The sequence below is a fragment of the Ferrovibrio terrae genome, assembly GCF_007197755.1.
Classification (GTDB): Bacteria; Pseudomonadota; Alphaproteobacteria; order Ferrovibrionales; family Ferrovibrionaceae; genus Ferrovibrio; species Ferrovibrio terrae.
This window is the reverse complement of record NZ_CP041636.1, coordinates 1,207,494-1,234,388: the sequence shown is the minus strand read 5'-3', so window position 1 is coordinate 1,234,388 and position 26,895 is coordinate 1,207,494. Positions and strand designations below refer to the sequence as shown.

27 protein-coding genes and 1 tRNA gene are annotated in these 26,895 nt (G+C 64.8%); 15 read left to right on the top strand and 13 right to left on the bottom strand.

Annotation, left to right across the window (positions count from 1 at the left end):
• Positions 1–19 precede the first annotated feature (19 nt).
• Positions 20–448 (top strand): nuclear transport factor 2 family protein, encoded by a 429-nt coding sequence (locus FNB15_RS05990; protein ID WP_144067835.1) that lies wholly within the window; start codon positions 20–22, stop codon positions 446–448.
• Between the two features lie 61 nt (positions 449–509).
• Here FNB15_RS05990 and FNB15_RS05985 read toward each other — a convergent pair whose 3' ends face one another.
• A complete protein-coding gene (locus FNB15_RS05985) occupies positions 510–1,112 on the bottom strand; it encodes a flavodoxin family protein (protein WP_144067834.1) in 603 nt (200 codons plus the stop codon).
• 149 nt (positions 1,113–1,261) lie between these two features.
• Here FNB15_RS05985 and FNB15_RS05980 point away from each other — a divergent pair, with 149 nt between their 5' ends.
• Positions 1,262–1,648, top strand: a complete 387-nt coding sequence (locus FNB15_RS05980) for a winged helix-turn-helix transcriptional regulator (RefSeq protein ID WP_144067833.1) — start codon at positions 1,262–1,264, stop codon at positions 1,646–1,648.
• 79 nt (positions 1,649–1,727) lie between these two features.
• Here the strand turns inward: FNB15_RS05980 and FNB15_RS05975 are convergent, their stop codons facing one another.
• The 3 genes from FNB15_RS05975 to rpsD form a co-directional block, all read right to left on the bottom strand.
• Entirely contained in the window at positions 1,728–2,141 is a 414-nt protein-coding gene (locus FNB15_RS05975) for a response regulator (RefSeq protein WP_144067832.1), read from the bottom strand.
• A gap of 5 nt (positions 2,142–2,146) precedes the next feature.
• Positions 2,147–5,341, bottom strand: a complete 3,195-nt coding sequence (locus tag FNB15_RS05970; protein ID WP_144067831.1) for an ATP-binding protein — start codon at positions 5,339–5,341, stop codon at positions 2,147–2,149.
• Positions 5,342–5,523: 182 nt separating this feature from the next.
• Positions 5,524–6,138 carry a 30S ribosomal protein S4 gene (gene rpsD / locus FNB15_RS05965; protein WP_144067830.1) on the bottom strand — a complete coding sequence of 205 codons (615 nt, stop codon included), beginning with the start codon at positions 6,136–6,138 and terminating at the stop codon, positions 5,524–5,526.
• 518 nt (positions 6,139–6,656) lie between these two features.
• On the opposite strand from rpsD, the gene FNB15_RS05960 reads away from it, so the two are divergent.
• From FNB15_RS05960 to FNB15_RS05945, 4 genes are all read left to right on the top strand, one after another.
• The gene (locus FNB15_RS05960; RefSeq protein ID WP_144067829.1) at positions 6,657–7,409 is read left to right on the top strand and encodes a helix-turn-helix transcriptional regulator; all 753 of its coding nucleotides are present in this window, start codon (positions 6,657–6,659) and stop codon (positions 7,407–7,409) included.
• Between the two features lie 77 nt (positions 7,410–7,486).
• Positions 7,487–8,233 carry a creatininase family protein gene (locus FNB15_RS05955; RefSeq protein ID WP_144067828.1) on the top strand — a complete coding sequence of 249 codons (747 nt, stop codon included), beginning with the start codon at positions 7,487–7,489 and terminating at the stop codon, positions 8,231–8,233.
• Positions 8,233–8,628: a nuclear transport factor 2 family protein gene (locus tag FNB15_RS05950; protein ID WP_144067827.1), complete on the top strand. Its 396-nt coding sequence runs from the start codon at positions 8,233–8,235 to the stop codon at positions 8,626–8,628. Before FNB15_RS05955 ends, FNB15_RS05950 begins: the two co-directional genes overlap by 1 nt.
• A gap of 40 nt (positions 8,629–8,668) precedes the next feature.
• Positions 8,669–9,364, top strand: a complete 696-nt coding sequence (locus FNB15_RS05945) for a 2OG-Fe(II) oxygenase (RefSeq protein ID WP_144067826.1) — start codon at positions 8,669–8,671, stop codon at positions 9,362–9,364.
• A gap of 10 nt (positions 9,365–9,374) precedes the next feature.
• On the opposite strand, the gene FNB15_RS05940 is transcribed toward FNB15_RS05945, so the two are convergent.
• Positions 9,375–10,748 carry an adenylate/guanylate cyclase domain-containing protein gene (locus FNB15_RS05940; RefSeq protein ID WP_144067825.1) on the bottom strand — a complete coding sequence of 458 codons (1,374 nt, stop codon included), beginning with the start codon at positions 10,746–10,748 and terminating at the stop codon, positions 9,375–9,377.
• Between the two features lie 319 nt (positions 10,749–11,067).
• On the opposite strand from FNB15_RS05940, the gene FNB15_RS05935 reads away from it, so the two are divergent.
• The gene (locus FNB15_RS05935; RefSeq protein WP_144067824.1) at positions 11,068–11,289 is read left to right on the top strand and encodes a hypothetical protein; all 222 of its coding nucleotides are present in this window, start codon (positions 11,068–11,070) and stop codon (positions 11,287–11,289) included.
• A 395-nt stretch (positions 11,290–11,684) separates the two neighbouring features.
• On the opposite strand, the gene FNB15_RS05930 is transcribed toward FNB15_RS05935, so the two are convergent.
• The 4 genes from FNB15_RS05930 to tsaD all read right to left on the bottom strand — a co-directional run bounded on the left by FNB15_RS05930 (position 11,685) and on the right by tsaD (position 14,650).
• Positions 11,685–12,044, bottom strand: coding sequence for a Rieske (2Fe-2S) protein (locus FNB15_RS05930; RefSeq protein ID WP_144067823.1), 360 nt, complete (start codon positions 12,042–12,044; stop codon positions 11,685–11,687).
• Positions 12,045–12,181: 137 nt separating this feature from the next.
• Complete coding sequence (locus FNB15_RS05925; RefSeq protein ID WP_144067822.1) at positions 12,182–12,595, bottom strand: EVE domain-containing protein; 414 nt, start codon at positions 12,593–12,595, stop codon at positions 12,182–12,184.
• A gap of 1 nt (position 12,596) precedes the next feature.
• Positions 12,597–13,583: an NAD(P)H-dependent glycerol-3-phosphate dehydrogenase gene (locus FNB15_RS05920; protein WP_144067821.1), complete on the bottom strand. Its 987-nt coding sequence runs from the start codon at positions 13,581–13,583 to the stop codon at positions 12,597–12,599.
• Positions 13,580–14,650 carry a tRNA (adenosine(37)-N6)-threonylcarbamoyltransferase complex transferase subunit TsaD gene (gene tsaD / locus FNB15_RS05915; protein WP_144067820.1) on the bottom strand — a complete coding sequence of 357 codons (1,071 nt, stop codon included), beginning with the start codon at positions 14,648–14,650 and terminating at the stop codon, positions 13,580–13,582. The genes FNB15_RS05920 and tsaD overlap by 4 nt, the downstream gene beginning before the upstream one ends.
• A 50-nt stretch (positions 14,651–14,700) precedes the next feature.
• Here tsaD and hemC point away from each other — a divergent pair, with 50 nt between their 5' ends.
• From hemC to FNB15_RS05890, 5 genes are all read left to right on the top strand, one after another.
• Positions 14,701–15,651: a hydroxymethylbilane synthase gene (gene hemC, locus FNB15_RS05910; RefSeq protein WP_144067819.1), complete on the top strand. Its 951-nt coding sequence runs from the start codon at positions 14,701–14,703 to the stop codon at positions 15,649–15,651.
• Positions 15,651–16,364 (top strand): uroporphyrinogen-III synthase, encoded by a 714-nt coding sequence (locus FNB15_RS05905; protein ID WP_144067818.1) that lies wholly within the window; start codon positions 15,651–15,653, stop codon positions 16,362–16,364. The genes hemC and FNB15_RS05905 overlap by 1 nt, the downstream gene beginning before the upstream one ends.
• A gap of 10 nt (positions 16,365–16,374) precedes the next feature.
• Complete coding sequence (locus FNB15_RS05900) at positions 16,375–17,448, top strand: hypothetical protein (RefSeq protein ID WP_144067817.1); 1,074 nt, start codon at positions 16,375–16,377, stop codon at positions 17,446–17,448.
• 1 nt (position 17,449) lies between these two features.
• Positions 17,450–18,775 (top strand): heme biosynthesis HemY N-terminal domain-containing protein, encoded by a 1,326-nt coding sequence (locus FNB15_RS05895; RefSeq protein ID WP_144067816.1) that lies wholly within the window; start codon positions 17,450–17,452, stop codon positions 18,773–18,775.
• Positions 18,776–18,964: 189 nt separating this feature from the next.
• A complete protein-coding gene (locus FNB15_RS05890; protein ID WP_246068803.1) occupies positions 18,965–20,887 on the top strand; it encodes a methyl-accepting chemotaxis protein in 1,923 nt (640 codons plus the stop codon).
• 16 nt (positions 20,888–20,903) lie between these two features.
• Here FNB15_RS05890 and FNB15_RS05885 read toward each other — a convergent pair whose 3' ends face one another.
• Positions 20,904–21,536, bottom strand: a complete 633-nt coding sequence (locus FNB15_RS05885) for a glutathione S-transferase family protein (protein WP_144067814.1) — start codon at positions 21,534–21,536, stop codon at positions 20,904–20,906.
• Positions 21,537–21,748: 212 nt separating this feature from the next.
• Between FNB15_RS05885 and FNB15_RS05880 the strand changes: the two genes are divergently transcribed.
• The 3 genes from FNB15_RS05880 (at position 21,749) to FNB15_RS05870 (ending at position 23,816) form a co-directional block, all read left to right on the top strand.
• Positions 21,749–21,824, top strand: a tRNA-Thr gene (locus FNB15_RS05880).
• 209 nt (positions 21,825–22,033) lie between these two features.
• The gene (locus FNB15_RS05875; protein ID WP_144067813.1) at positions 22,034–22,558 is read left to right on the top strand and encodes a PAS domain-containing protein; all 525 of its coding nucleotides are present in this window, start codon (positions 22,034–22,036) and stop codon (positions 22,556–22,558) included.
• A 34-nt stretch (positions 22,559–22,592) separates the two neighbouring features.
• Complete coding sequence (locus tag FNB15_RS05870; RefSeq protein ID WP_185973734.1) at positions 22,593–23,816, top strand: methyl-accepting chemotaxis protein; 1,224 nt, start codon at positions 22,593–22,595, stop codon at positions 23,814–23,816.
• Here FNB15_RS05870 and FNB15_RS05865 read toward each other — a convergent pair.
• From FNB15_RS05865 to FNB15_RS05855, 3 genes are all read right to left on the bottom strand, one after another.
• The gene (locus FNB15_RS05865) at positions 23,798–24,274 is read right to left on the bottom strand and encodes a hypothetical protein (RefSeq protein WP_144067811.1); all 477 of its coding nucleotides are present in this window, start codon (positions 24,272–24,274) and stop codon (positions 23,798–23,800) included. The two genes, FNB15_RS05870 and FNB15_RS05865, sit on opposite strands and share 19 nt — an antisense overlap.
• 141 nt (positions 24,275–24,415) lie before the next feature.
• On the bottom strand, positions 24,416–25,411 hold the full coding sequence (locus FNB15_RS05860; RefSeq protein ID WP_144067810.1) for a hypothetical protein: 996 nt from the start codon (positions 25,409–25,411) through the stop codon (positions 24,416–24,418).
• Positions 25,377–26,828 (bottom strand): MBOAT family O-acyltransferase, encoded by a 1,452-nt coding sequence (locus FNB15_RS05855; protein ID WP_144067809.1) that lies wholly within the window; start codon positions 26,826–26,828, stop codon positions 25,377–25,379. Before FNB15_RS05855 ends, FNB15_RS05860 begins: the two co-directional genes overlap by 35 nt.
• Between the last annotated feature and the right edge of the window lie 67 nt (positions 26,829–26,895).

Sequence of the window (26,895 nt, the reverse complement as noted above, 5' to 3'; positions counted from 1 at the left end):
GCGCGGGGGCGACATAGAGATGAGCGACAGAGACTCTGCCGGACTGGTCAAGCGCTACTTCGACGCGCTCAATGCGCGCGATGTCGATGGCTGCCTCAGCCTGCTGGCCGACGATGTGGTGCATGATCTGTCGGGCATGCATGGCGATGGCCGCAGCGAGGCCGGCAAGGCCGCCTTCCGCGCCTGGCTCGACCAGACTGCGCGCTGCTACGAGGAAAAGGCCGTCGATCTGTTTGTTATCGCCAGCGAAGACGGCACGCGCGCCGAAGCGGAATTCACCCTGCTCGGCGTCTATCTCGAAACCGAAGACGGCCTGCCCGATGCGGAAGGCCAGAATTACAGCCTGCCGGCCGGTGCGATCTTTGAAATCCGCGATGGAAAAGTGACGCGCGTGTCGGACATGCTGGATGCGCATCCCGACTCCGGCAGTCACCTGTTCAGCAACTAGGGCCGCATGCAAAAGGCTCCGGTCGCGAGGACCGGAGCCTTAACATGCCGGAGCCAGTCGATTACGCGTCGACCAGTTCGCGCTGCTTGCTGGCCACGAACTGCGCGGTCAGCGTCGCCACGCGCCTGCCGAGATACTTCGCAGTCTCCAGGTCGCTGGCGATCGGGCCTTTGTCCGGGCCTTCGTCGCTGTTCGACTGCGCCATGGCGCCGAGGAAACTGCCGAGGCGGTTGAGGTCGTTCACGCTGCCCTTGGAATTGTTGTTGCCTGGCAGCAGGTCGAGGCCGACCCAGACCATGCCGTGCTGTGCGGCGAAGACCGAAAGCTGCTGCAGCGAGTTCAGCTTGTCGCCCGACTGCGAGGCCGAGTTGGTGAAGCCGGCGGCGATCTTGTCCTTCCAGCCGCGGGTGAACCAGACGCCGGAGCTGAAATCCATGAAGGCTTTGAACGGCGCCGAGACGCTGCCCATGTAGGTCGGCGCGCCGAAGATGATCGCGTCAGCGGCATTGATCTCGGCAATGCGGGCCTCGGCCTCGCTCACCGGCACCAGCAGAACCTGTGCGCCGCCGGCGGCAGCGCCATCGGCCACGGCCTCGGCCTGTTTCTGGGTATGGCCGTAACCGCTGTGATAGACCACCGCAATGGTCGATTTGGACTGGGTCATGTCGTTAAGTCCCTGTTTTGCAGTAAAAAAAAGTAGATTACCTGAGGCAAGCAGGTTACTTCAGGTGACTATTAATATGTCCCCTTGATTTCCTGAGTAAAGTAGGTACTTAAAAGTAACTGGTATGAATTTGAACCGGAGTTTCCCCGATGGTCAGTCCCGCCGACAAGTCCGCTTCCGGGCGTAATGAGTGCCCGATCGATGCCGTGCTGCGGCTGCTGATGGGGCCCTGGACCACCTACATCCTCTACATCCTGCGCACGCAGGGCCCGCGCCGCTTCGGCGAACTGAAACGCGAGGTCGGCGGCATCTCGGCCAAGGTGCTGACCGAGCGGCTGCGCATGCTGGAAGACGCGCGGCTGGTGCATCGCGACTACCAGGCGACGATCCCGCCGCAGGTGACCTACAGCCTGGCGCCGCGTGGCGCCGAACTGAATCCGATGCTGGATGCGCTGAAGGACATCGCGCTGCGCTGGCAGAAGGAAGACGCGCAGGCCGCAGTACAGGGTGCGGCCGCGAAGGCCGCGGCGGAGTAAGTCCCGCGACCTCATCGCTGCGACAAACCAAAAGCCGCCGGATCGCCCCGGCGGCTTTTTCATGCGCGGATATCTACCCTCAGAGCAGGTTGTGGAATTTCAACAGCCCGTCGAGGCGTTGCTTCAGCACCTGCAGCGACACCGGCTTGACCAGATAACCATCGACCTTGAGCTGCTTGGCCGAGAGCACGGTCTCCTGCTGTTTGTCGGCGGTGAGGAACACCACCGGCGTGGCGGCAATCGCCTGGTTGGCAAAGCCGCGCAGCTTGCCCAGATAATCCAGCCCGTCCATCGGCGCCATATGCACGTCGCACAGCACCACCTGCGGCCGCGTGCGCACCGTCTCCTTGAAGCCGGCCTCGCCCTCGGCCGCCTCGCCGATGAGGTTGAAGCCGATCTGGCGCAGCAGACCGACAATCATCAGGCGCGTATAGGATTCATCCTCGATCACCAGGATGCGCAGTTTTTGATACTTGTCTTTGTCGTCGCTCATCTCGGTCAGGCCTTCAGGATCAGGGGAAGGGTGGCGGTCAGTTCGTCCAGGGTCGGCGGCAGAAGTTCCGCCATCAGCGCGGCGGTGTCGGCATCCTGCGCATCGCAGGCATCCTGCAGATCACCGGCGAGATGGCCCAGCCGCCCGGCGCCGATGGTGAGCGCGCCGCCTTTCAGCGCATGGGCCAGATGGCGCAGCTGCGCGAGATCGCCGGCGGCCAGCGCGGCGTTGACCTCATCCAGCCGGTCCCGCGCATCGCGCAGGAAATCCTGCAACAGCTGCTTGGCCATGTCGTTGAAGCTGCCGAAACTCTCGGCCAGCTTGGTGGCGTCAAAGATATCGGTGTCCCAGGCGGCCGCCGTCGGTGGCTTCGGCTTTGCCGGTGCCGCTGCAGCGGCCACGCTCTCGGCGCTGCGCCGCAGCGGCAATGCCCGCGGCAGCCAGTGCGCCAGCATGCGGCCAAGCGCGCGGCTGTCGATCGGCTTGGTCAGATAGGCATCCATGCCGGCTGCGAGGCATTTCTGTTCGGTGCCGCTCAGCGCATCGGCGGTCAGCGCAATGATCGGCAAACGTGGAGCGCCGCGTTGCGCTTCCTGCGCGCGGATCGCGGCGGTCAGCGCGAAGCCATCCATCTCCGGCATATGGAAATCGGTCAGCAGCAGGCCATAGGAACCGCGCTCGGCTTCGTACTGCCGCAGCGCCGCGGCGCCATCGGCGGCGATGTCGCAGGCAAAACCCATGCGCGACAGCATCTGGCGGATCACCATCTGGTTGGTCGGATTGTCTTCGGCAACCAGGATCATGGCCTGCGCGGCGGCAGCCTCGGTGAAGTCGGGCGGAGTGAAATCCATGTCGTCGCGCGTGGCGGCGGCCTGTTCGGGCACAGTCAGGCCGCGCGCCAGCGCGACCGCGCGCCACAGGCTGATGCGATGCAGCGGATAGGTCAGCGTGGCGCGGAAGCTGGCCCCCTGCTTGTCAGGATGGGCCGCCGCATCCAGCGTCGAGACCAGATAGCGCGAGGCCAGCAGGATGCGTGGCAGGCCGGGATCGAGCAGGTCGGCGGCCTCCTGCATCACGTAATCCGAGCAGCGCGCATCCACCAGCGCGAGGTCATGGCTGCCCGGTGGCTGCGCGGCGGCGGCCTCCAGCGTGTCGACGCGTGCCGCCACCGCGATGCCGGCCGCCTCCAGATAGCGCGTCGCCACGTCTGCCATGCTGTCGGGCAGCCCGACCAGCAGCGCGCGCGTGCCGGCAATGCCGCCGTGATTGAAGTCGCCTGAAATCTCGGCCGGCGGCGCCGGCGCGGTGGCGCCCGCCTCTGCCGGCAGCGGCAGTTCGAACCAGAAGACCGAGCCCTCGCCCGGTGTGCTGTCCACGCCGATGCGGCCGCCCATCATCTCGCAGAGCCGATGGCAGATCGAAAGCCCCAGCCCGGTGCCGCCGAATTTGCGCGCCGTGGAGGAGTCGGCCTGCATGAAGGGCTGGAACAGCCTGGCCTGCTGTTCCGGCGTCAGGCCGATGCCGGTATCGCGCACGGCAAAGTGCAGCAGGCCATCGCCTGTCTCGCGCACGCTCATATGCACATGGCCGCGTTCGGTGAACTTGATCGCGTTGCCGCCGAGATTGAGCAGTACCTGCCGCAGCCGCGTCGGGTCGCCCAGCCGCTGGTCGGGCAGCGCGGGGTCGATCTCGACCAGCAGGTCCAGCCCCTTGTCGTCGGCGCGCGCCGCCAGCAATTCGCCCACGCCATCCACCGCATCGCCCAGCGAGAAGGCGATCTGTTCGAGATCCAGTTTGCCGGCCTCGATCTTGGAAAAATCAAGGATGTCGTTGATCACGGTCAGCAGCGCGCCGCCAGACTCGCGGATCACCTTGGCCATGCGCTGCTGGTCGGCATCCAGCCGGGTCAGCTCCAGCATCTCGGCCATCGACATCACGCCATTCATCGGCGTGCGGATCTCGTGGCTCATGGTGGCGAGGAAATCGGATTTGGCTTTGGTCGCGGCTTCGGCCTGGTCGCGCGCGCCGATCAGCTCGGTCTCGGCGCGTTTGCGCGCGCCCACTTCCACGCTCAGCTTCACGGCATAGGCGATGCCGGCGCCCAGCGCCACCGCGCCGATCACCAGATAGAGGAGGTTGCGGCCGAGCGTCTTGCGCGCCGCCGCGGTCACGCTGTCCAGGTTCTGCGCCATATGCAGCCGCAGCGGCATGGCATTGCTGCCGCGCGGATCGGCGCGCGACAGGATGTAGTCCACGCCATCAGACCGCAGGCGATAGACCGGGCCGGCCTGTTTCACCGTGGCGATGATCTGGCGCTCGAAGGTGCTGGGATGCTGGTAACGCTGCAGGAAGGTGCTCAGGTTGAGATCCGTGCGGTCGATCAGCGCCGCCACATCGGGATGCGCCAGCACGTTGCCGAGATGGTCGGTGGCGAAGACCAGTCCGTCGAATCCGGCATGCCGCCGTTCATGCTGCAGCAGGATGCGCGACAGCGCCTCGATGCTCAGGTCGATGCCCAGCACCGCCCACAGCTCGCCGTCGGGTTTCAGGATCTTGGTGGCATAGGTCACGCCCAGCTTGCCGGTCGAGGCAAAGACATAAGGATCGGTCCAGACCGGCAGGTCGCTGACCAGCGCCTGCAGATACCACGGCCGCAGGCGCGGATCGTAGGGCGGCGGCATCACGCTGGCCTTCCGCCATTCCTGGCCCGCGGCCGCCGTGCGGTCGAAATACAGCCAGCGGTCGTCGCCATTGCTGCCGTCCTGCGCGCGCGGCAGCAGGATGCGGCGCGTGCCCATCGCCGCATCGATCAGCCCGGTCGTGGCATCGCGCACCGGCTCGGGCACGAACTGCTGCATCTGCAGGAAGGCGCCATCGGGAAAGCCGAGATAGATGCCGTTCACCTGCGGCAGGCGGCGCAGCGGATTGCCGCCCAGTGCGAACAGCAGCCGCGCGGTATCAGTGCCGGAGGTCTCGAACAGCCGCGCATCATTCACGGTGTTGGTGAAGGTGATGGCCGGTTCGAACAGATCATCGAGCGAAGCGGAAATCTGCTGCGCGATCCGGTTCAGCCCGGCCTCGGCATCGGCCACCAGCCGCTCCTCCTGCTGGCGATGCAGCACGAGCGCCAGCAGCAGGCCCAGCACCACCACGATGGCGGCGGCGGCAATCGGCAGGGCGTAATGGCGAAGGAATGACATGAGCCGGGCGGAGAAGAGATCGCTCGCCGCATTCTCAGCGATTAATCAGGGCAAGTAAAGCGCAGCATCTTCTGCCCGCGATGGTTGCGGCTCAGGAAAGACGCATCGTCGTGGTGACACCGCGCAAAAAAAAGGCCGCTCGTGAGAGCGGCCTTTGATGTCTCGGAAGAGATCCGAACCAATTAGCGCGAGTAATACTCGACGACCATGTTCGGTTCCATCTTCACCGGGTAGGGAACGTCAGCGAGCAGCGGCACGCGCTTGAAGGTGCCACGCAGCTTGTTCTCTTCGAACTCGATGTAGTCCGGCACTTCACGCTCGCTCGACTTCACGGATTCGAGCACGAAGGTGAAGTCCTTGGCGGCGCTCCGCACTTCGATCACGTCGCCGATCTTCACCTGGTAGCTGGCGATGGTGACGCGCTTGCCATTGACCAGGATGTGGCCATGGTTGACGAACTGGCGGGCGGCGAACACGGTCGGCACCACCTTCATGCGGTAGACGACGGCGTCGAGGCGGCGCTCCAGCAGGCCGATCAGGTTTTCCGACGTATCACCGCGACGGCGGTTGGCTTCGGCATAGACGCGGCGGAACTGCTTCTCGGTGATGTTGCCGTAGTAGCCCTTCAGGCGCTGCTTCGCCATCAGCTGCGTGCCGTAGTCGGTCGGCTTCTTGCGCTTCTGGCCATGCTGGCCCGGCGGATATTCGCGCTTGTTGATCGGGCTCTTGGCGCGACCCCAGAGATTTTCGCCGAGGCGGCGATTAATCTTGTACTTGGATTCCTGACGCTTGCTCATTCTGTCTGTAGTCCTGAATTTCGGCGCATGGTCGGACGGCAGCCACGACGACCCGGTCCATGCAAGGAATGCCGATCCCTCCGGTGAGGAACCGGAGAGGGCGGGCGCATCATAGGGAGAACCGACCCCCCGTCAAGCGCGGATGCCATCCGGTTTCCCGTCCCGCTTCCGGGCCCTGGCCGGCAAGATCCGCCCTTGGAAATGTTCACATAATGTTCTATAATCCGCCGGGTGCCGGGACGGTCCCGGCGGGTATGCCTGACAGAATATGGCAGCCAGGCTCTGTTATTGGCGAACCGCCACGAACGCTCACGAACCGCTACGAACGCCAGCGAACCCGTACGAAGCAAAACGAACCGCTGCGAACACCCACGAACACGCGCGAAGCGCCGCGAACACCTGCGAAGCCGAACCGATCCTCCGGGAATTCCAACCATCCTGACAGGAACTGGCAGTATAATCTGGCAGACTGTGGTTCATTCGCCCCCACCGGGGCCTCCCCAGACGGGTGAAAGACAATGTCCCGCGCCGAACGCCTGCTTGCCCTGATCCAGTGCCTGCGCCGCCACCGCCAGCCGGTCAGCGGCCAGAACCTCGCCAACGAACTCGGCATCTCCTTACGCACGCTCTACCGCGACATCGCCAGCCTGCAGGCGCAGGGCGCCAGCATCGATGGCGAGCCCGGCGTGGGCTATGTGCTGCGGCCGGGCTTCATGCTGCCGCCGCTGATGTTCTCGGAAGAAGAGCTCGAAGCCCTGCTGCTCGGCTCGCGCTGGGTCGCCGAACGCGCCGATGCGCGGCTGGGCGCTGCGGCACGCAATGCCATCGCGCGGATCGGCGCGGTGCTGCCGGTGGACCTGCGCGATGCACTCGACAGCGAAAGCCTGTTCATCGCCGGCGCGCCGGTGATTGCGGCGGGCGATGCCGAACTCGCCACCATCCGCCAGCTGATCCGCAGCGAACACAAGATGCAGATGGCCTATCGCGACGAGAACGAGCGCGACAGCACGCGTGTCGTCTGGCCATTCGCGCTGGCCTTCTTCGAGAGCGTGCGCATGGTGGTGGCATGGTGCGAGCTGCGCCAGGCCTTCCGGCATTTCCGCACCGACCGCATCGTGACGCTGACGCCGATCCCGCAGCGTTATCCGAAGCGCCGCGCCGCGCTGATGAAGGCTTGGCGCGAGGAAGAGGCCATCCGGCGCGCGCAGTGCGAGGCAGAGGCGGCGGCGGCCGTGGCCTCACTGCCCGAGAAGGATGAAGCGGCAGCCTGAGTCCGGACTTTTCCAGCCCTAGACTTTTTGGCGTGCTGCCCTTCCTATGACGGCAGTGCTTTTCACGCGGAGCCGTCATGCAGTTGCATCTGTCCACCTGGGCCGAAGTCGAGACCTATCTGAAGCGCTCGACCGGCATCATCATCCCGATCGGCTCGACCGAGCAGCATGGTCCGAACGGTCTGGTCGGGACGGACGCGATCTGCGCCGAAGTCTTCGCCCGCGAGGTCGGCAAGGTCGCCGAGGCGATGGTCGCGCCCACGCTCTCTGTGGGCATGGCGCAGCATCATCTTGCTTTCTCGGGCTCGATGACCCTGCGGCCCTCCACCATGATCGCGGTGATCCGCGACTGGGTGGCCTCCCTGAGCCGTCACGGCTTCGACCGCTTCTTTTTCCTCAACGGCCATGGCGGCAACATCGCCACCACCACGGCGGCGTTTTCAGAAATCTACGCGGAGGCCTCGCTGGCCCAGCCCGGTCATAACCTGCCGAGCGTGCGCTGCATGATCAAGAACTGGTGGGAAGCGCCGAGCGCCAAGCGTTTGTCGAACAGCCTGTTCCCGGGTGAAGAAGGCAGTCATGCCACGCCGAGCGAGGTCAGCGTCACCTTCCATGCCTACCCCGAAGCGATCAAGCAGGCCGAGATGAGCCCGCGCGTCGCGCCGTTTGGCGGCTTCACCGATGCCGCCGATTATCGCGGCCGCTTCCCCGATGGCCGCATCGGTTCGAATCCGGCGCTGGCCACGGCCGCGCATGGCAAGACCATCATGGATGCCGTCGTGCCGGAACTGGCCGAGAGCTACAAGGCGTTTATCGGCGCATAATGAGCAGGGCCGTTCTTGACAGCTACTATGCAGCGTTACGCGCCGGCGATTTCGCCACGCTGGAACGGCTGCTGACGCCCGATGTCTGCGTGCAGTATGACGGCCCGGCGGATGTGCTGCCCTGGAGCGGGCGGCATGACGGTTTCGCCGGCTACCGGCGCTTTCTCACGCTGGTGCGCGAGGCACTGGAGCTGGTCGAGATGGTGCCCGACGCCACCGTGACCGAGGGCGAGTGGATCGTGATGATGGGGCGCGGGGTGTGGCGCGCCCGCAGCAGCGGCCGCGAGATCCGCGTCGGCAGCACCAATGCCTTCCGGTTCCGCGATGGCCTGATCGCCGAATACCGCGTCTATACCGACACGGCCGCCTTTGCGGCGCTGCTATCTTCGCAATAAACGGGAAGCCGCCGCGCGGCCGCTCCGCTATATCAGGCGCATGACATCGCTCGCTTCCCGTCTCGACGCGCTCGACTGGTCCGCTTTGCTGCAGCGGCTGGATCAACAGGGCTTCGCCACTACCGGGCCTTTGCTCTCAGCCGACGAATGCTCTGCACTCGTGGCGCTGTATGACGATCCGGCGCCATTCCGCAACCGCGTGGTGATGGCGCGGCACGGCTTCGGCCAGGGCGAATACCGCTATTTCAAATATCCGCTCCCCGATGCGATCCAGACGCTGCGCGAAAGGATTTATCCGCGCTTAGCAGTGCTGGCCAACCGCTGGCAGCAGGCCGAAAAATTTCCGGCGGCGCATCAGGATTACATCGCGCAGTGTCATGCCGCCGGGCAGTCGCGGCCGACACCGCTGCTGCTGCGTTACGGTCCCGGCGATTACAACCGCCTGCACCAGGATCTCTACGGCGAGATGGTGTTTCCGCTGCAGCTCACCCTGCTGCTCAGTGATCCGTCAGACTTCAGTGGCGGGGAGTTCGTGCTGGTCGAGAACAAGCCGCGCAGCCAGAGCCGCGCCGAAGTGGTGCGTCTACAGCAGGGCGAGGCGGTGATCTTCGCCGTCAACCAGCGTCCCGTGCAGGGCACGCGCGGCAGCTACCGCGTCGCCATGCGCCACGGCGTCTCGACGTTGCACTCGGGCAGCCGCCACACGCTCGGTGTGATCTTCCACGACGCCGGTTAAGCCCGCCCGGTTAAGTTCTAACCGGCCAGGTATGCACCGACAGCGTCTGCTCGCGGCCCTCGAGGCGGCGGTCGCCGGCGGCTTCAAACGGCGGCAGGCTCGCGTCATGCAGTCGTGACTCGCTCAGCGCCGCATCCGACACGGCAATGCGGCAATCCAGCGCGCGGGTCAGCGTCTCCAGCCGGCTGGCGATGTTGACGGTGTCGCCGACCACGGTGAATTCCAGCCGCTGCGCGCTGCCGACATTGGCCGCCACAACCGGGCCGTAATGCACGCCGACCGACAGCCGCAACGGCGCATGGCCGCGACTCTGGCGCTTGGCGTTCCAGCGTTCGACCTCGGCCTGTAACGCCACGGCACAGCGCACGGCGCGCGCGGCCGCATCGGGCTGGCTGCGGATGCCGCCGAAGGTGGCGAGGAAACCGTCGCCGAGATATTTGTCCAGCGAACCGCCATGGGCGAAGACCACGCCGCTGCCGCGCTCATGCAGGCTTTTCAGCAACCGCACTACGCGGTCGGGCGCCATATGTTCCGACAGGCCGGTGAAGCCGACGACATCGGCGAACAGCACCGCGACATTGCGGTTGGCCGGCGTGCCGAAACTCTCGGCCGTGGCCGGATCGTCCATGATCGCATCGGCGACATCGGGCGCGACATAGCGCGCCAGGTCGGCGCGCGCGATCTCGGCGCGGGTATGGCGCAGCAGCAATGCGCGCGACCGCCAGACGGCGGCTGCCAGCACGGCGGTGGCGATGGCGGTCAGCACCACCTGGTTCAGCAGCTGGAAATAGCCGACATAGTAAGGATTGGTGATCAGCTGCAGCAGCGCCTGCGGTGAGGCACCGATGCCCGGCGGGGTGGTCAGCGTGTCGCTGCGCATCGCCACCATCACCATGCCGGCCGACCAGGCCAGGATCGACCACAGGCCGGTCCAGATCACCTGCAGCGGCGAATAGGACAGCGCCGAGCCGACGATCAGCAGCACGAGATAGAGGAATTCCGGGCCGCGCACGCGCATCTGGATCGGAAAGCCGTAATCCAGCGCGCCCGGCGGCGGCAGGATCACCACCGCCGTCACCAGGATGGCGTCCAGCACCACGAAGCCAAGCCGTACCGGCACGGCATGGCGGTGTCGCCGCAGCAGATGCGGCACCCAGCCGAGCAGCAGGAATACGGCGGCGACGCCGATGTAGTAGAACTGCCGCTGGCCATCGATCGCCAGCAGCAGATAGGCCATCACCACCGCGACGGCGATCAGGCGCGCGCGGAAGGCGAAGACCAGCCCGCGCTGTTCCTCGTCAGCGATGGCGCGGCCGAGCCGGCCGGTGAAGCGGGATGCGGCGTGGTCGGCCTCGGCCATGAAATTCGGTCCCTCGTTGCGCAATATCCCATCCTGCCGGATCGAAGTTGAAGCAATCTGTGACGACGGCAGCAGTTTCCGCGATTGGCGTCGTCAGCTGCGACCACAAGCGCGTGATTGCGCTGCACTGCACACTCATACACCCGTTCGCGCAGTCCTGAATCACGCGTCACGAAAATACCGCTTTCTCGTCACACGCCGGGCATGCTTGCCGAAGTATGGTGAGCGCCATAGATCAAACGCGAGCGCCGTTATACGGCCCGCGTACGGGAAACGGACCAAGTTGTTGTATGCGTTGCCGCCGGCACGAACCGGAACGGCAGCGCAGAGGAAGGAGGGGCCAATGAACACGCGCAGCACTGCCATTCATCTGATCGGTGGGACGGAAGTGTGTTGGCTCGCCGCCGAACCCGCCCTCAACGACATGCTGGCTGATCCCATGACCCAGCTGCTGATGCGGCGCGATGGCGTGCAGGAGGCGGAGATCCGCCGCCTGGCCACGCGGCTGCGCCAGGCCAGCGCGCGACGCCAGGACGAGGCTCGCGACCTCGACGCGTCGGCCTGAGCCCCGCGCCTGTAGTCCCCGACCGGGCAGGCCAATCCTGCCCGGTCTTTTCAGGTTTATATATGATAATAATTCTTACTTGCATTTATATCGGCCGCCCGGTAGGCTCTGTCCATGGCGGGCCGGCGACGGTTTGCCATCCTGTGATGTGCTCCGGCTGAAGAGGCAAAACCATGTCTCGCAAGGTTACGCGTCGCCAGACACCGCTCAGCATGCTCGGCCAGGCCCTGCTTGGCCTGGCGGACGCCTGTCGCGATATCCGGGTCATCACCCGCGCCGGTTAGGCGCCAGGGATTCAGAAGTGGTCGGCGGCAGCTCCTCCCACCCTGCCTGCTGCCGATCTGCGGCCGGCGATGCGTCCCTCGCGCATCCCGGCCGCTTTTCGTTTCAGCAGCCTAGGCGGCGATCACCCAGCCTTCACCATCGAGCTTGACGGCAAACGGCTCCAGCGCCTTGGTCTTGCACGGGCCGATAAAGCACATGCCGTCATGGATGGTGAACAGCGCGCCATGGGTGCCGCATTGCAGGGCGTCGCGCCGCAGGTTGAAAAACTTGTCGGGTTGCCAGTCCAGCGGCGTGCGCACATGCGGGCATTCGTTGACATAGCCGAACACGCCGCCCATCCAGCGCACCACGAAACACTGGAAGCGCTCCTTGCCCTCGCCGAAGCTGAAACCCTTGGCGTCGGTCTCGCCCAGTTCGTCGAAACGCAGCAGTTTCGTGCCGGGTGCGGGCTGGTTGGGGCGGGTGGTCATGGCGCATCCAACCCAAAAGCTGTCATGGCCGGGCTTGACCCGGCCATCCACGCCTTATCTTTTTGAATCTCGCCAACCATTGCACGCAATCCAGCCACGTGGATGGCCGGGTCAAACCCGGCCATGACAATCTTTGTCTACACGCTCACGCCACCCATCTTGCAGATGATTTTCCAGGCGGCCGCATCGACCGGCTGCACGGAAAGTCGCGACTGCTTCAGCAGCGCCATGCCCTGCAGCTTCGGCTCGGCCTTGATCTGCGCCAGCGTGACCGGGGTTTTCAGCGGCATCAGCGCCTTGACGCTCACCATGCCGAACTTAGCCGTCTCGTCGGTCGGGTCGGGGTGATACAGCTTGCAGATCTCGACGATGCCGACGATCTGCTTCTCGTCCACCGAATGGTAGAAGAAGGCGCGATCGCCCAGCGCCATCGCCTTCATGTTGTTGGCGGCCTGGTAATTGCGCACGCCGTTCCAGGTCTCGATTTTCTTCTTCACCTGCTGGTCCCAGGACCAGGCGGAAGGTTCGGATTTCATCAGCCAGTAGTTCATGTCATGCCTCGGTCTTGAAGGGTCTGGCGAGCAACGCCGCCAGCGTATCGTCGATTTCCCTGGATTTGTGCAGCACAGCGTCGATCGCCGCACAGATCGGCATATCGACGCCGTGCTTGCCGGCCAGTGCCTCGATGGCGCGCGCAGTATGCACGCCTTCCGCCACCGTGCGGCGCGTGCCCATGATCTGCTCAAGCGTGTTGCCTTCGCCGAGCGCAATGCCGAGCGAGAGATTGCGCGACTGCGTGCCAGAGCAGGTCAGCACCAGATCGCCGAGGCCCGACAGGCCCATCAGGGTTTCGCGTTTTGCGCCGAGCGCGAGACCGAGCCGCGACATTTCCGCCAGGCCGCGCGTGATCAGCGCGGCGCGCGCATTGTCGCCCAGCTTACGCCCGATCACGATACCGCAGGCAATCGCCAGCACGTTTTTGACTGCGCCGCCGATCTGCGCGCCGGTCACGTCATCCGACAGATACGGCCGGAAGGTCGGCCGGCCGAGGCGCTGTACCAGCGCCGCACCCAAAGCCTCATCGGCGCAGGCCAGCGTGCTGGCAGCCGGCAAGCCACGTGCGACTTCGCTGGCGAAATTCGGCCCACTTAAAATTGCCAGCACCCGGCCCGGCAGCAGTTCGTGCAGCACGTCGCTCGGCAATAGCCCGGTGCTGATCTCGATGCCCTTGGCGGCAATCACGATGGGCGCGTTCAGCGGCAGAGCCATGCGGATCGCCTCGGCGAATGTGCGCAAGGTCTGCGCCGGCACGGCCAGCACCAGCGCATCGCAGTCCTGCAGCGCGGCCAGATCGCCGGTTGCCTTCAGGGCTGCCGGCAGTTTCACATCGGGCAGGTAAAGCGGATTGGCATGTGCGGTGTTGATGCTGTCGACCACATCGGCATTGCGCGCCCACAGGATCGTGTCGCCTTGTTCAGCGCTGAGTGCCGCCAGCGCCGTGCCCCAGGCACCGCCGCCTATGACGCCGATGCGCTTCATGCTTTGACTCCGGCATAGGGTTTCGGAGCGGCCAGCGTATCCAGCGGCCAGCGCGCGCGGGCCGGTGCTTCAAGATCATCGATCATGCCGAGACGAAAGCGTTCGAGGCCAGCCCAGGCGATCATCGCGCCATTATCCGTACAGAGCTTCATCGGCGGTGCGGTGAAGCGCATGCCGTGGTCGGCGGCGAGATCGACCAGCCCTGCGCGCAGGGTCGCATTGGCCGCAACACCGCCGGCGACGACGAAATGTTTGCCTGCGGCACCATGCGCCGCATCGAACAGTGCGATGGCATTCCGGGCGCGGTCCAGGATCACCGCCATGACGGTCTGCTGGAAACTGGCGGCGAGATCGGCCTTGTCCCGTTCAGAGGGAGACGGTCCGCAGCTTTCGAGCGCCAGCCGCACGGCAGTCTTGAGACCGGAGAAGCTGAAATCGCAGCCCGGCTTGCCTTTCAGCGGCAGCGGCAGGCTGAAGCGCGCGGCATCGCCCTGTTTCGCAATGCGTTCGATGGCCGGCCCGCCGGGATAGCCAAGGCCGAGCAGTTTCGCGGTCTTGTCAAACGCCTCGCCGGCCGCGTCGTCGATGGTGGTGCCGAGGCGCTGATAGCGGCCGACGCCTTCCACGATCAGGAACTGGCAGTGCCCGCCCGAGACCAGCAGCAGGAGATACGGGAAGGGCACGTCATCGCTGATCCGCACCGAGAGCGCATGGCCCTCCAGGTGATTCACCGCAATGAGCGGCTTGCCGCTCGCATAGGCCAGCGCCTTGGCGGTCATCAGACCAACCATGACGCCGCCGATCAGGCCGGGCCCGGCGGTGGCGGCGATGGCATCCAGATCGGCCAGCTCCAGCCCGGCCTCGGCCAGTGCCTCGGCCACCAGCCCGTCCAGATGCTCGATATGGGCGCGGGAGGCGATTTCGGGCACCACGCCGCCATAGGGCGCGTGTTCCCTCATTTGCGAGAACAGGCTATGACTGAGGATGCGGCGCGACGGGTCGGCTGCATCCGTAACCACGGCGCAGGCGGTTTCGTCGCAACTGGTTTCGATGCCGAGCACGCGCATCGTCAGATCATCCGCTCCGTCAGACTATCAATCGAGTAGGCCTTAACATTATGACGCCAAGCCAGCAAGTGAAGCCGGAAAAGCCCGTACTCGGCATCGGTACGCGCGGCTCGCCGCTGGCGCTGGCCCAGGCGCATGAGACCCGTGACCGGCTGCTCAGAGCGCATCCGGGCTTGCGCGAAGACCAGATCGCCATCCGGGTGATCAAGACCACCGGCGACCAGATCCAGGACCGCGCGCTGGCCGAGGCCGGCGGCAAGGGGCTGTTCACCAAGGAGATCGAGGACGCGCTGCTGAGCGGCGAAATCGACCTCGCCGTGCATTCGATGAAGGACATGCCGACGGCCTTGCCCGCCGGGCTGATGATGGGCGCCTATCTGCCGCGCGAGGATGTGCGCGACGTGCTGCTGGCAATAGAACCGATGAATCTCGCCGAGATTCCGCAGGCCGCCACCGTGGGCACGGCGTCGCTGCGGCGGAAAGCATTTTTGCTGGCGCGGCGGCCCGACCTCAAGGTCGTCACCTTCCGTGGCAATGTGCAGACCCGTTTGCGCAAGCTGGCAGCCGGCGACGTTGCCGCCACTTTCCTTGCCATGGCCGGTCTCAATCGCCTGAAGATCGCGCCGCCGGGCATGCGCGTGCTGCAGACCGACGAGATGCTGCCCGCCGTGGCACAAGGCGCCATCGGCATTGAATGCCGCCAGGGCGATGCGCGGGTGATGGCCTATCTGAAACCATTGGATGACGCCGCGACGCGCATGCGCGTCGAAGCCGAGCGTGCGCTGCTCGCCGTACTGGATGGCTCCTGCCGCACGCCGATTGCCGCGCTGGCCGAACTCGACGGCGTCGGCATGCGCCTGCGCGGGGCCATCGCGCGGCCCGATGGCAGCGAGCTGATCGAGATCGAGCGCCGCGGCAATGCGCGCGACGGCGTGAGCATGGGCCAGGATGCCGGCGCGGAACTGAAAAGCCGCATCGGTCCGGATTTCTTCAAAGAATAATGCAGCTGCTGCTGACACGGCCCGAGGCAGAATCGCAAAGCTTGCGTGACAGGCTGCAGGCGATGGGCCATGTTGTCGATGCCGCGCCCATGCTGGCGATCCGGCAGAAACATGATGCCGGCGACGGGCTGCGGGCGGCGCTGGATGGCGTCACGGCTTTGCTGTTCACCTCGGCCAATGGCGTGCGCGCCTTTGCCGATGCCGAGCCACAGCGGGATTTCATCGTCTACGCCGTCGGTCCCGCCAGTGCGCTGGCAGCAAAGGCGGCTGGCTTCACCCGGGTCGAGGCGGCGGGCGGTGATGTCGATCTGCTGGCGCAAATGGTGCGCGCACGGCACTCCCGCGCGGCTGGAGCGTTACTGCATGCGGCCGGCTCGGCCCGGGCCGGCGATCTGCAGGCCATGTTGCAACAGGATGGCTATGACGTGCGCCGCGCGGTGCTCTACGATGCCGAGACGGCGATTCAACTGCCGCCTGCGGTGGCCGCGCGTTTCGCGGCGAAAGGCTATGACGGCGTGCTGTTTTTCTCTCCCCGCACGGCGGCAACATTTGTTAATTTAGCACAGGCGGCCGGCATTGCCGGCGGCGCGGCGGTAGCCACCGCCTGGTGCCTGAGCGACAATGTCGCGCGCGAAGCCTCCGTCCTGCCCTGGCGGGACGTGAAGGTGGCGCAGAGTCCCGGCGAGGCCGATCTGGTCGCGCTGCTTCAGTGACGGAGTTCTGATGAGCGAGAAGCCGCAGGAAAAGATCATCGACGCCGAGGCCGAACCGATCGGCAATGCCGGCAGCGGATCGGGCCGCAACCTGCGCATCGTGCTTTATCTGCTCGCCGCCGTGGTGCTCTCGGTGGCCATTGCCATCGGCTATCATTTCGCGGTCAGTGGCCGGCTGGACGATCTGCTGGGCAGTGTTGCGCCATCATCCGCTGCACCGCGCGCTGGAGAACCGGCACCGACGCCGGCGCCTTCGGCCGCAGCGCCGACCCCCGCGCCATCCGTCGTGCCGATGTCGACGCGCGATGCCCGGCTCGACCAGCTTGAAAGCCGCTTCTCCAGCCTGACCGCCAGCCTGGAACGGCTGCAGCAGCTGCCGGCAGCGAACGCTGTCGATCCGCAGAAGCTGCATGAGATCGAGCAGCAGGTGCTGGCGCTGCGCGCCGCCCTGGAAACCTCGGCGACGCAGCGTGCAGCGCTGCAAAGCCAGGTCGCAGAGTTGCAAGGACGCATGACAGCGCTGAGCGAGGCGCGCCTGTCGAGTTTGCGCGAGCCGCTGGTGCAGCTGATCGGCTGGAGCGAGCTGCGCGAACATGCCCGCCGCGGCGAAAGCTTCCCGCGCGAAGCCACCGCACTGGGCGCTTATGCCGAGGCGCAGGGCGGCAACCTGAAAACCGCCTTTGCCGGTCTGCAGCCTTTCGCCGAACAGCCGGCGCCGTCGACGGCAGCGCTTGCCGCGCGGTTTGCTGCACTGGCTGAACAGCAGCGCGCCACGCCAGCAACGGCGGATGCCACGGCCGCAACCGACAAGGCCTGGTGGCAGCGCGCGGTCGACAAGCTGAGCGGCCTGGTCAGCATCCGCCGCACCGGCGCACCCGATGCCGCCACCATCGATGGCCGGCTCGATCTCGCAGCTGCCGCGCTGGCGCAGGGCGATCTGAAAGCGGCGGTCGCAGACCTCGATGGGCTGACTCTGGTGGGTCCACTGACCGAATGGCGCGAGCAGGCGCAGGCGCGATTGAAGCTGGATGCGGCTCTGGATGCTTATGGCGCGGCTTTGCGCGCGCATCTGACGGTACAGTGACATGATGCGTCTGCTGCGCGGCGCGCTGGTTCTGATCGCGCTGATGGCGCTGGCTGGCGCGGCGGCCTGGATCGCCGACCAGCCGGGCCGCGTCGCCATCACCTGGTTCGGCTATGAGATCGCAGCGCCGGCGCCGCTGCTGGCGCTCGGGCTTCTGCTGCTCGGGCTTGGCGCCTTCATGCTGACCTGGGTGCTGGCCTGGGCCGCGGCCCTGCCGCAACGCCGCCGGCTGAAGCGCCAGCAGAAGGGCTATGCCAATTTCGCCGCCGGCATGGTGGCGGTCGCCGCTGGTGAAGCCGACCGCGCGCTCAGCCTGGCCGACAAGGCACGCAAGCAGCTCGACGATCCGGCGCTGTCGCGCCTGCTGGTGGCGCATGCGGCGCAACTGAAGGGTGATGCGGCGCTGGCGCATGAGGCTTACCTGGCGCTCAGCCAGGATCCCGGCACGGCGTTTCTCGGCACGCGCGGGCTTTTGGCTGACGCACGTCGCACGGGCGATCGCGCGGACGCGCTGCAGCAGGCGCAGCGCGCCTCGCGCTTGAGGCCGTCATCGCCCTTTGCCGCCGAGGCCGAGCTGCAGCTGCTGGTCGAAGCCGGCGACTGGGACGCCGCGCGCAAGCGGCTCGAACTCGCGCGCAAGAAGAAAGCCGTCACGCGTGACGCTGCCACGGCGTTGTCGGCGCGGCTCGATCTGGCCGAGGCACAGGCTGCGCTGGCACGCAACGACCAGCGCATGGCGCGGCAATGGGCCGAACGTGCCGCGAAAGTCCTGCCCGATCATCCGGCGCCGCCGGTGCTGATGGCGCGCGCGGCGGATCATCACAATGCGCGGGAGGCCGCCGCCTTCCATCTCAAGCGCGCCTTTGCGCGCATGCCATCGGAAGCGCTGGCCGAGGCCTGGCTGATGCTGCAGCGTGCGACGCCGGCCGAGACTTTGATGGCCAGGGCGGAAGAGTTCGTTGCCGAGCGCAAGCCGGAAGTGGCGAGCCAGCTGCTGCTGGCTGCTGCCGCGCTGCAGATCCGCGACTTCACCGTGGCGCGCGCAGCGCTCAACAGGGCGGGACTGTCGGGCGGTGCCTGGGCAGCGCGTCTGCTGGCGAAGCTGGCGGAAGACAGTGAAGGCGATGCGGCGGCGGCCGATCACTGGCATGGCATCGCCGGCCGGCATGCGCCCTGGCAATGCGGCCATTGCGGCAATGGTGCTGCTGACTGGACCCTGCTTTGCGCGGCCTGTGGCAGTTTCGACACGCTCGATCCGACCCGGCTTGGCGAAGCTTTGCCGCTCGCTGCCCCGGCCCGGCCGCTGCTGTCAACGCAGCGTCAGTAGGGCAATCCAGTAACCACCATAAAATCCGCATATCCAGCCCATGCGGTCCGCGCCCGATTGCCTACACATGTATTTGGATTACTGCGGCGGGTAATCAGATTTTCACTCAACCTCTATCGGTGCCTGCGTCAAAATAGCCCATATGGGCATTTGGCCAAAAAAGCGGGAAACTGCAGGAGGAGTATGAACATGGCGATCTTTGGTAAGAACGGCATGGAATCTGCGATCGGTCGCTCGATGGCGGTGATCGAATTCGATCTGCATGGCAACATTCTCGATGCCAACGAAAATTTCCTGAAGACGCTTGGCTACAGCCTGGCCGAGATCAAGGGCAGGCATCACCGCATCTTTGTCGATCCGGCCTACGCGCAGAGTGCGGAGTATCGCGCCTTCTGGGACAAGCTGTCGCGCGGCGAATACGATGCCGGCCAGTACCGCCGCATTACCAAGACCGGCAAGGATGTCTGGATCCAGGCCAGCTACAATCCGATCCTGAATGCGCTGGGCAAGCCGTCCAGGGTGGTGAAGTTCGCCACTGACGTCACCGCGCAGGTGGCCGCCAACGCCAATTTCGAAGGCCAGATCGCCGCGATCAGCAAGGCGATGGCCGTGATCGAGTTCGACCTGCAGGGCAATATCCTGACGGCCAACCAGAATTTCCTCGATGCCATGGGTTACCGGTTCGACGAGGTGAAGGGCCAGCATCACCGCATGTTCGTCGATCCCGCCGAAGCCGCCGGTGTCGACTATCGCACCTTCTGGGACAAACTCGGCCGTGGCGAATACGATGCCGGCCAGTACAAGCGCTTTGGCAAAGGCGGCCGGGAAATCTGGATTCAGGCCAGCTACAATCCGATCCGCGACATGAACGGCAAGCCGTTCAAGGTGGTGAAATTCGCCACCGACATCACCGCGCAGAAAATGGCCAACGCCAATTACGCAGGCCAGATTGACGCCATCGGCAAATCGCAGGCCGTGATCGAGTTCGACCTGCAGGGCAATATCCTTGATGCCAACCAGAATTTCCTCGACACGCTGGGCTACAACCTTGCCGAGGTGAAGGGCCAGCATCACCGCATGTTCGTCGAACCGGCCGAGGCCAACACGGCCGAGTATCGTGCCTTCTGGACCAAGCTCGGTCGCGGCGACTACGATGCCGGCCAGTACAAGCGCGTCGGCAAGGCTGGCCGGGAAATCTGGATTCAGGCCAGCTACAACCCGATCCGCGACATGAACGGCAAGCCGTTCAAGGTGGTGAAATTCGCCACCGACATCACGGCTCAGGCCCTGGCGATTCGCGCCATCATGGCGGTCTCCACCACCATCACCTCGGCGTCGAACGAGATCATGACCGCCAGCATAGATCTGGCGCAGCGCACCGAAAGCCAGGCCGCCACGGTGGAAGAGACTGCCGCCACCATGCATGAAGTGACGCAGACGGTGCGACAGAATTCGGAAAACGCCAATACCGCCAACCAGCGTGCCACCGAAGCCACCGCTGCCGCCAACGACGGCGGCCGGATCATGAGCGAGGTGACGTCGGCGATGGGTGCGCTGGAACAGTCGGCCGAGCAGATCAGCACGATCGTCGGCCTGATCGACGAGATCGCCTTCCAGACCAACCTGCTGGCGCTCAATGCCAGTGTCGAGGCCGCCCGCGCCGGCGAAGCCGGCAAGGGCTTTGCCGTGGTGGCGCAGGAAGTGCGCGCGCTGGCCCAGCGCTCGGCGAATGCCTCGAAGGACATCAAGGGCCTGATCCAGAAATCGAACGGCGAGGTGCGCCATGGCGCCGAGCTGGTGGGGCGGGCCGCCACGGCACTGCAGAATATCGTCGCCTCGATTTCGCAGGTTGGTGGCATCATCGCGGAAATCTCGTCCGCGAGCCGCGAGCAGGCCAACGCGCTCGATCAGATCAACACGGCGGTCACCAGCATCGACGAGACGACCCAGCGCAATGCGGCGATGGTGGAACAGACTCGCGCCGGCGCCCAGCAGCTGCAGGGTCAGGCGACCGAACTGGAGCATGTGGTTGAATCGCTGCGCGGTGACGTCCAGCACAATGGCGTGCCGCAAAGCAACGAGCCACGGATGTATCTGCAGGCGGCGGAGTAACCGCCCGCGAAAAAGGCTACGCCGCGTCCTTGTCCGTCCGGGGCAGCAGGTCGTAGGGCAGTTTGAAGCCCGGCAGTGCCGCGATGCGATCCCACCAGGCTTTCACATGCGGCCAGGCGGTGACATCGAATTTAGCTTCCGCCATATGCGCCACCACGCCGAAGACGGCGATATCGGCGATGGTCGGCTGCGTGCCGACCAGCACCTGTTTGCCGTCCAGCAGGTCGTTCAGCACTTCCAGGCCCATCTCGGCCCATTTGCGGTGATAGTCCACCACGGCCTGGTCAGGCTTGGCGAAGCGCTCGAAAAAGCGCGAGCGGTTGATGCCGGGTTCGAGCCGGTCGCTTTCCCAGACCAGCCATTCGCGGATGCGCTGGCGATCTTCCGCGTTGGCGGGCGCGAATTTTCCGGTCTGCTCGGCGATATATTCCAGGATCGTGTTGGCCTGGCACATGTTGAAGCCGCGATGCACGATGGCCGGAACCTGGCCGTAGCGGTTGATCTTGAGGAAGTCGGGGCTCTTGTGCTGGCCCTTGGCCAGGTCGATATGGCGGTAGTCGAAGTCCAGTCCGCAGAGCGCGAACATCAGCCCGACCTTGTAGGTCGGGGCCGAAAGGAAACTGCCGTAAAGCGTATAAGCGGCGGCCATGATGCGACTTACCCCCGAAAACCTGTCCCGAACCCCAACCTCGCCGCCCGGTGCCCCCCAAGAGCAAGTGCTTGGCCGGCGGCGGTAATTTTGGCCGATCTTGCGGCTTGCCAAGCCGCCGGCCGGGCCGTATTTTCCGCGCGCGGTCCGGCCGGGTCAACCAGCTCGGGCATATTCGGAATATCTCCGGGGCCGCACCGAACGGGCGCCGTGCCGGCGTAGCTCAGCTGGTAGAGCAAGACTTTCGTAAAGTCGAGGTCGGGGGTTCGAGTCCCTCCGCCGGCACCATCCGCAGCCTGTTTATCCCTGCTTACCGGCATTTTTCGGTCTGCACCGTGGCATCGCCACGGCCTGCATCGGTTTGTGGCGGTGCCATCTGCTGCTGCCTTTGAGATAGATCAACTCGGCCCACCGGGCGGATTGCTACAAAACTGGCCGTTGATCGATATCGACCCACCACAATTCCCCCCGGACCAATCTCAAGGCCGCCCAGTATCATGCTTCGCCCAACTCCGACCCAGACCGAACGCATATTCGGCGACGACGAGATCATCGTATCCAAGACCGACACCAAGGGCCGCATCCTGTATGCCAACGACGTGTTCTGCCGGGTCGGCCAGTATGCCGAACGTGAGCTGATCGGTCAGCCGCACAGCATCCTGCGCCATCCCGATATGCCGCGCTGTGTGTTTCAGCTGCTGTGGGATGTCATCACCGATGGTCGTGAGATCTTTGCCTATGTGAAGAATCTGGCGAAAAGCGGCGACTACTACTGGGTGCTCGCTCATGTCACGCCAAGCTACGACAAGGCCGGGCGTATCGAAGGCTATCATTCCAATCGTCGCCGGCCCGATGCCGCCGCCATCAGGCAGATCGCGCCGCTCTATCAGGCCTTGCTCGAGGAGGAGCGCCGTCATGCCGACCGCAAGCAGGGTCAGGCTGCCGGTGTCGCCCTGTTGCAAAAGCTGCTGGCCGACCGCGGGCAGAGTTACGACGAGTTCGTGTTCGCGCTGGCGACGTGACGGCGCACTGTCCAGACAAGAAAGAGTTAGTCCCATGAGTCTGTTTGGTCCCGGTCAGCGTCAGCAAGCGCTCGAAACCCTCAGTACCGTTTGCGATCGCGCGGCGTCGGGCGATTTCTCGGTTCGTATCACCGATCCTGAAGTCTATGGCGCGCAGGCGCCCGTGCTGCGTTCGCTCAACCGCCTGCTCGATCGCACCGATGCCTTCATCCGCGAAGCCGGCGCCTCGCTCACCCATGCCGCCGAAGGCAAATATTATCGCGCTTTCCTGCTGCGCGGCATGGTGGGCGACTTCCGTCGCGGTGCCGAGGTGATCAACAGCGCGCGCGCCGCAATGCAGACCAAGGCCGAAGCGGCCGCCGCGCTGGAACGCCAGATGGCCGAGCAGCGTGTCGCCATGGAACAGACGGCGCGCGAGGAACGCGCCGCGCTGGCCGACCAGTTCGAACGCGACGTCACTTCGGTGATGGAGGCTGTTGAAGTTTCCACCCAGACGTTGCAGGACAATGCTGTCACCATGGCCGGCGAAGTCGGCGCGGTGCGCGATCAGGCCGCCTCAGTGTCGCAGGCCGCCGAACAGGCGGCGGCGAATGCGCAAGCCGTGGCCTCCGCGGCGGAAGAGCTGAATGCCAGTGTCGCCGAGATCGACCGGCAGGTGCGCGAGTCACGTGGCGCCAGTTCGGCCGTGACGCAGGAAGTGGCGCGCGCCGACCAGGCCGTGCAGCAGCTGGCGATCGCCAACCGCAAGATCGACGAGGTGGTGGAGTTCATCAAGGCGGTGGCCTTCCAGACCAACCTGCTGTCGCTCAATGCCAGCGTCGAGGCCGCGCGGGCAGGCGAAGCCGGCAAAGGCTTTGCCGTGGTCGCCACCGAGGTGCGCAATCTGGCGCAGAAGACTGCCGAGGCGGCCAAAAGCATCGCAGACCAGATCGGCGCGATCCAGCGTGCCTCCGATCACACCATTGCCGCCATCGCGGTGATTCGTGAACAGGCCGCCACGCTGGACGAGCGCATCGGCCAGATCGCCGGCAGCGTGCAGGAACAGGCGGATGCCACGGCGCATATCAACGACAACATCCAGGATGCCGCCGCCAGTATCGAAAGCGTATCTGTCAGCATGCGCGACATCAGCGACGCAGCCGGCACGGCGGAGCGGGCTGCGAATGACGTTGGCGCTGCGGTCGATGGCCTCAAAGGCCAGACCACCCGGCTCGGCGGCCAGGTGCGCAGTTTCCTCGGCTATATCCGCGCCTTGTGATTGTCGGGCGGGATGTCGGCCGGATGGAACCATAGTCCGACCAGCAGGAAGTTCGGCCGGTCGTTGCTGCCCAGCGGGAGCATCAGGCGGTCATAGGGCGTGTGGTGCCTGCCGTCACCAAACGTCGCCGCGATCTGGTCGCAGACCGGCCGTGCCAGTGACAAACACCGGCGATAGCCACTCGTCGTCATGGTCGCGCGCTCGTCCAGCACGGTGGCTGACAGGCGCTGGCCGGTCATGTCGAGGCCAAGCCGTGCGGCGCTGATCGGCGAAAAGCGGTGGAAGTAGAAGTCGCCGTCCTCCAGCATCTCGATCAGATGCAGCCGGCCGGCCCAGGGCATCAGGGTGCGGCCGTCAAAAGACTCACGCGACGGAAACCGGCGCGTGCCTGCCTGCATGCGCCACAGCGCAAGCAGGGTCTTCAAATCATCGGGCAAGCTGTCTTCTGTGGTCTGCATCTCAAAGCGTATTTTTGAATCTTTCTAGCATGTTAAGAGCCCGGGTTGAATCGAAAGTCCCGGTGAAGTTGCACGAGTAGCTTCTCAGCGTGTCTCGCATAACCGCTAGTAGAATGCCGGTTGGGCTTATAAGCAGGAATGTCAGCGCGTCGACGGCGCAGATCCGGCCTGATGGGCCGCCAGCCTGTCCTGCAGCACTTTGGCGGTCAACCGGGCGCCGGTACGGTTGAGATGGCCATCCGAATAGGCATCGAGGTTAGCCCGGATAAAATCGTAGTCCGGCGTATTCATGTCCCAGACCACATCTTCGGGGCCGAAGATGGCATCCATGTCGCGGCGGAACGCATCCCAGCCCGATCGGTAGATGGCCTCGAATGACCATATGTCGTTTGGGAAGTAAAAGGCGAAGACGCGGATGTTGTTGCTGCGCGCCAGTGCGACGATGTCGCGCACATCCTGGACGCCACGGGGATCGACGTGAAATGACTGGCTGCCCGGTACATTCCGCGCCATGCCTGCGACACGGGCGCGAAAATCTATTTGTTCGAGATCCTTGACCTGATCGAAGTCGTGCCAGCCCGCCTCGCTGCGGGCAAAGATGTCGGGCTGTTCCATGGATCTGCCGCTGCTCGCAGCAGCGGCAATCCGTCCGGCCTGCCGCGAAAGCAGCGCCAGTTCCAGGTAGGTAGTGCCAAAAGTCTTCGTCTTGAAGCCACTCTCCTTGACGATATACGGGTGCAGGCAGAGCACAAGGTATTTCAGTCGACCGCTGCTGGCCGCCGGCTCAAAGACATGTTTCAGCTCATAGGCATTGCCACCGTTGATCGACAGATTGTACAGGCGCGTTCCTTCGATATGGCCCGGATCGATATTGGCCGAGTATGAAGGACCCATCAGGACGCCATCGAAATTCTCGGGTACATACCGTTTGGCGAGGAGGTATTTCGACGCCCGCTCATCGGTATAGATGCGTCTTGGCCCACTGTCGCTCCACAGGCCGAAGGGGTCATGCCGGATTGCCGCGGGCACATGACTGTTGGTGATCAGGAGCATCGCCAGCCATGTGGCACCGATCCCCCATGCCAGCAGCCGCAGCGGCCGCTCAGAAGTCAAAATAGAGAAATTCAGGCGAGGCATTGCGGAACACCGAGACGAGCGACGCGATCAGCATGAGGGCGATCACGGCGGTATAGATCAGGTCGCTGCGGAAACGCAGCAGCTGGAACAGTTTGCCGCCGGTGACAGTGGCTGCAAAGCAGCTCTGCCGGTTCGGCAGCCACAGGCAGACCACTACGCCGGCCAGCATGAGCAGATACATATGCGGCGGTTGCGGCGGCAGTGTTCCGCCATCGGGATTGAGGCCTATCATGGCGCTGTAGATCTTTACGGCGGTGTCCAGGCTGCTGGCGCGGAAACAGACCCAGCACAGCATGACGAACAGTATGGTGACAAGCCAGCAGCCCACCATATAAACGCGGCCGGGCGGTGTTGCCGGCCGGTACAGCTGGCGCCAGAGGTTGTTGAGTACCAATCCCAGGCCATGCAGCCCGCCCCAGACCAGGAAGGTCCAGTTGGCGCCATGCCACAGGCCCCCCAGCAGCATGGTGATCATCAGGTTGAGGTAGCGGCGCCAGCCTCCATGCCGGTTGCCGCCCAGCGGAATATAGAGGTAATCGCGCAGGAACTGCGACAGTGTCATATGCCAGCGCCGCCAGAAATCGATCAGGCTGGTTGCCTTGTAAGGTGAGTTGAAATTCTCCGGGAAAGCGATGCCGAACATGCGCGCCAGCCCGATCGCCATGTCGCTGTAACCCGAAAAATCAAAATAAATCTGCAGGGTGTAAGCCCCGGCGCCGATCCAGGCTGCCGGCGTCGACACTGTGCCAGTGCCATCGGCAATCGCGAAGATCGGCGAGGCGACGGCGCCGAAACGGTCAGCCAGCACCGCTTTCTTGAACAGTCCGATGGTGAAGATGGCGCCCCCGACGGCGAGATTTTCGGCGGTGATGCGGAAGCGCCCGCCATCCTCGAATTGCGGCGCCAGTGCATGGTAATGCACGATCGGTCCGGCGATCAGATGCGGGAAGAAGGTGACAAAAAGGCTGTAGCGCTGCAGCGACAGTGCGGCGACGTTGCGATGCGCGACATCGACCAGAAAGGCGATCTGCGTGAAGGTGAAGAAGGAGATCGCCAGCGGCAGATCACCCGACAGCCTGCCGCAGGACTCGAGCGGCAGCGCCAGCACCTGGCCGCAGAGGAAGAAGGCATATTTATAGTAGCCCAGCAGGGCAAGGTTGCCGGCAACGCCGAACACCAGCAGGCGGCGGCTTTGCGCCGGCCACAGCTGCATCCACCGTCCGATCAGGTAGTTGCCGAGAGTCGAGGCGGCGAGCAGCCCGAGATGGGCCGGTTTCCAGTGCGCGTAGAAGACCAGCGAGGCCGCGATCAGCCACAGGCTGCCGGCAACCATGCCGGCACGGCGGGACAGAAAGTAGAACCCCAGAAGCGTCAGCGGCAGGAAGACGTAAATGAAAATGGCGGAACTGAATACCAAGTGCGCAGTCCTTTGAAATCCGCGCTATTCATAACCGGACGACGACGCAGACACCAGACCGTCTCCG

Excerpts from the sequence above, each read along its gene's own strand:
- FNB15_RS05990 (WP_144067835.1), top strand. The coding sequence starts at position 20 with ATGAGCGACAGAGACTCTGCCGGACTGGTCAAGCGCTACTTCGACGCG.
- FNB15_RS05985 (WP_144067834.1), bottom strand. The coding sequence starts at position 1,112 with ATGACCCAGTCCAAATCGACCATTGCGGTGGTCTATCACAGCGGTTAC.
- FNB15_RS05980 (WP_144067833.1), top strand. The coding sequence starts at position 1,262 with ATGGTCAGTCCCGCCGACAAGTCCGCTTCCGGGCGTAATGAGTGCCCG.
- FNB15_RS05975 (WP_144067832.1), bottom strand. The coding sequence starts at position 2,141 with ATGAGCGACGACAAAGACAAGTATCAAAAACTGCGCATCCTGGTGATC.
- FNB15_RS05970 (WP_144067831.1), bottom strand. The coding sequence starts at position 5,341 with ATGTCATTCCTTCGCCATTACGCCCTGCCGATTGCCGCCGCCGCCATC.
- rpsD (WP_144067830.1), bottom strand. The coding sequence starts at position 6,138 with ATGAGCAAGCGTCAGGAATCCAAGTACAAGATTAATCGCCGCCTCGGC.
- FNB15_RS05960 (WP_144067829.1), top strand. The coding sequence starts at position 6,657 with ATGTCCCGCGCCGAACGCCTGCTTGCCCTGATCCAGTGCCTGCGCCGC.
- FNB15_RS05955 (WP_144067828.1), top strand. The coding sequence starts at position 7,487 with ATGCAGTTGCATCTGTCCACCTGGGCCGAAGTCGAGACCTATCTGAAG.
- FNB15_RS05950 (WP_144067827.1), top strand. The coding sequence starts at position 8,233 with ATGAGCAGGGCCGTTCTTGACAGCTACTATGCAGCGTTACGCGCCGGC.
- FNB15_RS05945 (WP_144067826.1), top strand. The coding sequence starts at position 8,669 with ATGACATCGCTCGCTTCCCGTCTCGACGCGCTCGACTGGTCCGCTTTG.
- FNB15_RS05935 (WP_144067824.1), top strand. The coding sequence starts at position 11,068 with ATGAACACGCGCAGCACTGCCATTCATCTGATCGGTGGGACGGAAGTG.
- FNB15_RS05930 (WP_144067823.1), bottom strand. The coding sequence starts at position 12,044 with ATGACCACCCGCCCCAACCAGCCCGCACCCGGCACGAAACTGCTGCGT.
- FNB15_RS05925 (WP_144067822.1), bottom strand. The coding sequence starts at position 12,595 with ATGAACTACTGGCTGATGAAATCCGAACCTTCCGCCTGGTCCTGGGAC.
- FNB15_RS05920 (WP_144067821.1), bottom strand. The coding sequence starts at position 13,583 with ATGAAGCGCATCGGCGTCATAGGCGGCGGTGCCTGGGGCACGGCGCTG.
- tsaD (WP_144067820.1), bottom strand. The coding sequence starts at position 14,650 with ATGCGCGTGCTCGGCATCGAAACCAGTTGCGACGAAACCGCCTGCGCC.
- hemC (WP_144067819.1), top strand. The coding sequence starts at position 14,701 with ATGACGCCAAGCCAGCAAGTGAAGCCGGAAAAGCCCGTACTCGGCATC.
- FNB15_RS05905 (WP_144067818.1), top strand. The coding sequence starts at position 15,651 with ATGCAGCTGCTGCTGACACGGCCCGAGGCAGAATCGCAAAGCTTGCGT.
- FNB15_RS05900 (WP_144067817.1), top strand. The coding sequence starts at position 16,375 with ATGAGCGAGAAGCCGCAGGAAAAGATCATCGACGCCGAGGCCGAACCG.
- FNB15_RS05895 (WP_144067816.1), top strand. The coding sequence starts at position 17,450 with ATGATGCGTCTGCTGCGCGGCGCGCTGGTTCTGATCGCGCTGATGGCG.
- FNB15_RS05890 (WP_246068803.1), top strand. The coding sequence starts at position 18,965 with ATGGCGATCTTTGGTAAGAACGGCATGGAATCTGCGATCGGTCGCTCG.
- FNB15_RS05885 (WP_144067814.1), bottom strand. The coding sequence starts at position 21,536 with ATGGCCGCCGCTTATACGCTTTACGGCAGTTTCCTTTCGGCCCCGACC.
- FNB15_RS05875 (WP_144067813.1), top strand. The coding sequence starts at position 22,034 with ATGCTTCGCCCAACTCCGACCCAGACCGAACGCATATTCGGCGACGAC.
- FNB15_RS05870 (WP_185973734.1), top strand. The coding sequence starts at position 22,593 with ATGAGTCTGTTTGGTCCCGGTCAGCGTCAGCAAGCGCTCGAAACCCTC.
- FNB15_RS05865 (WP_144067811.1), bottom strand. The coding sequence starts at position 24,274 with ATGCAGACCACAGAAGACAGCTTGCCCGATGATTTGAAGACCCTGCTT.
- FNB15_RS05860 (WP_144067810.1), bottom strand. The coding sequence starts at position 25,411 with ATGCCTCGCCTGAATTTCTCTATTTTGACTTCTGAGCGGCCGCTGCGG.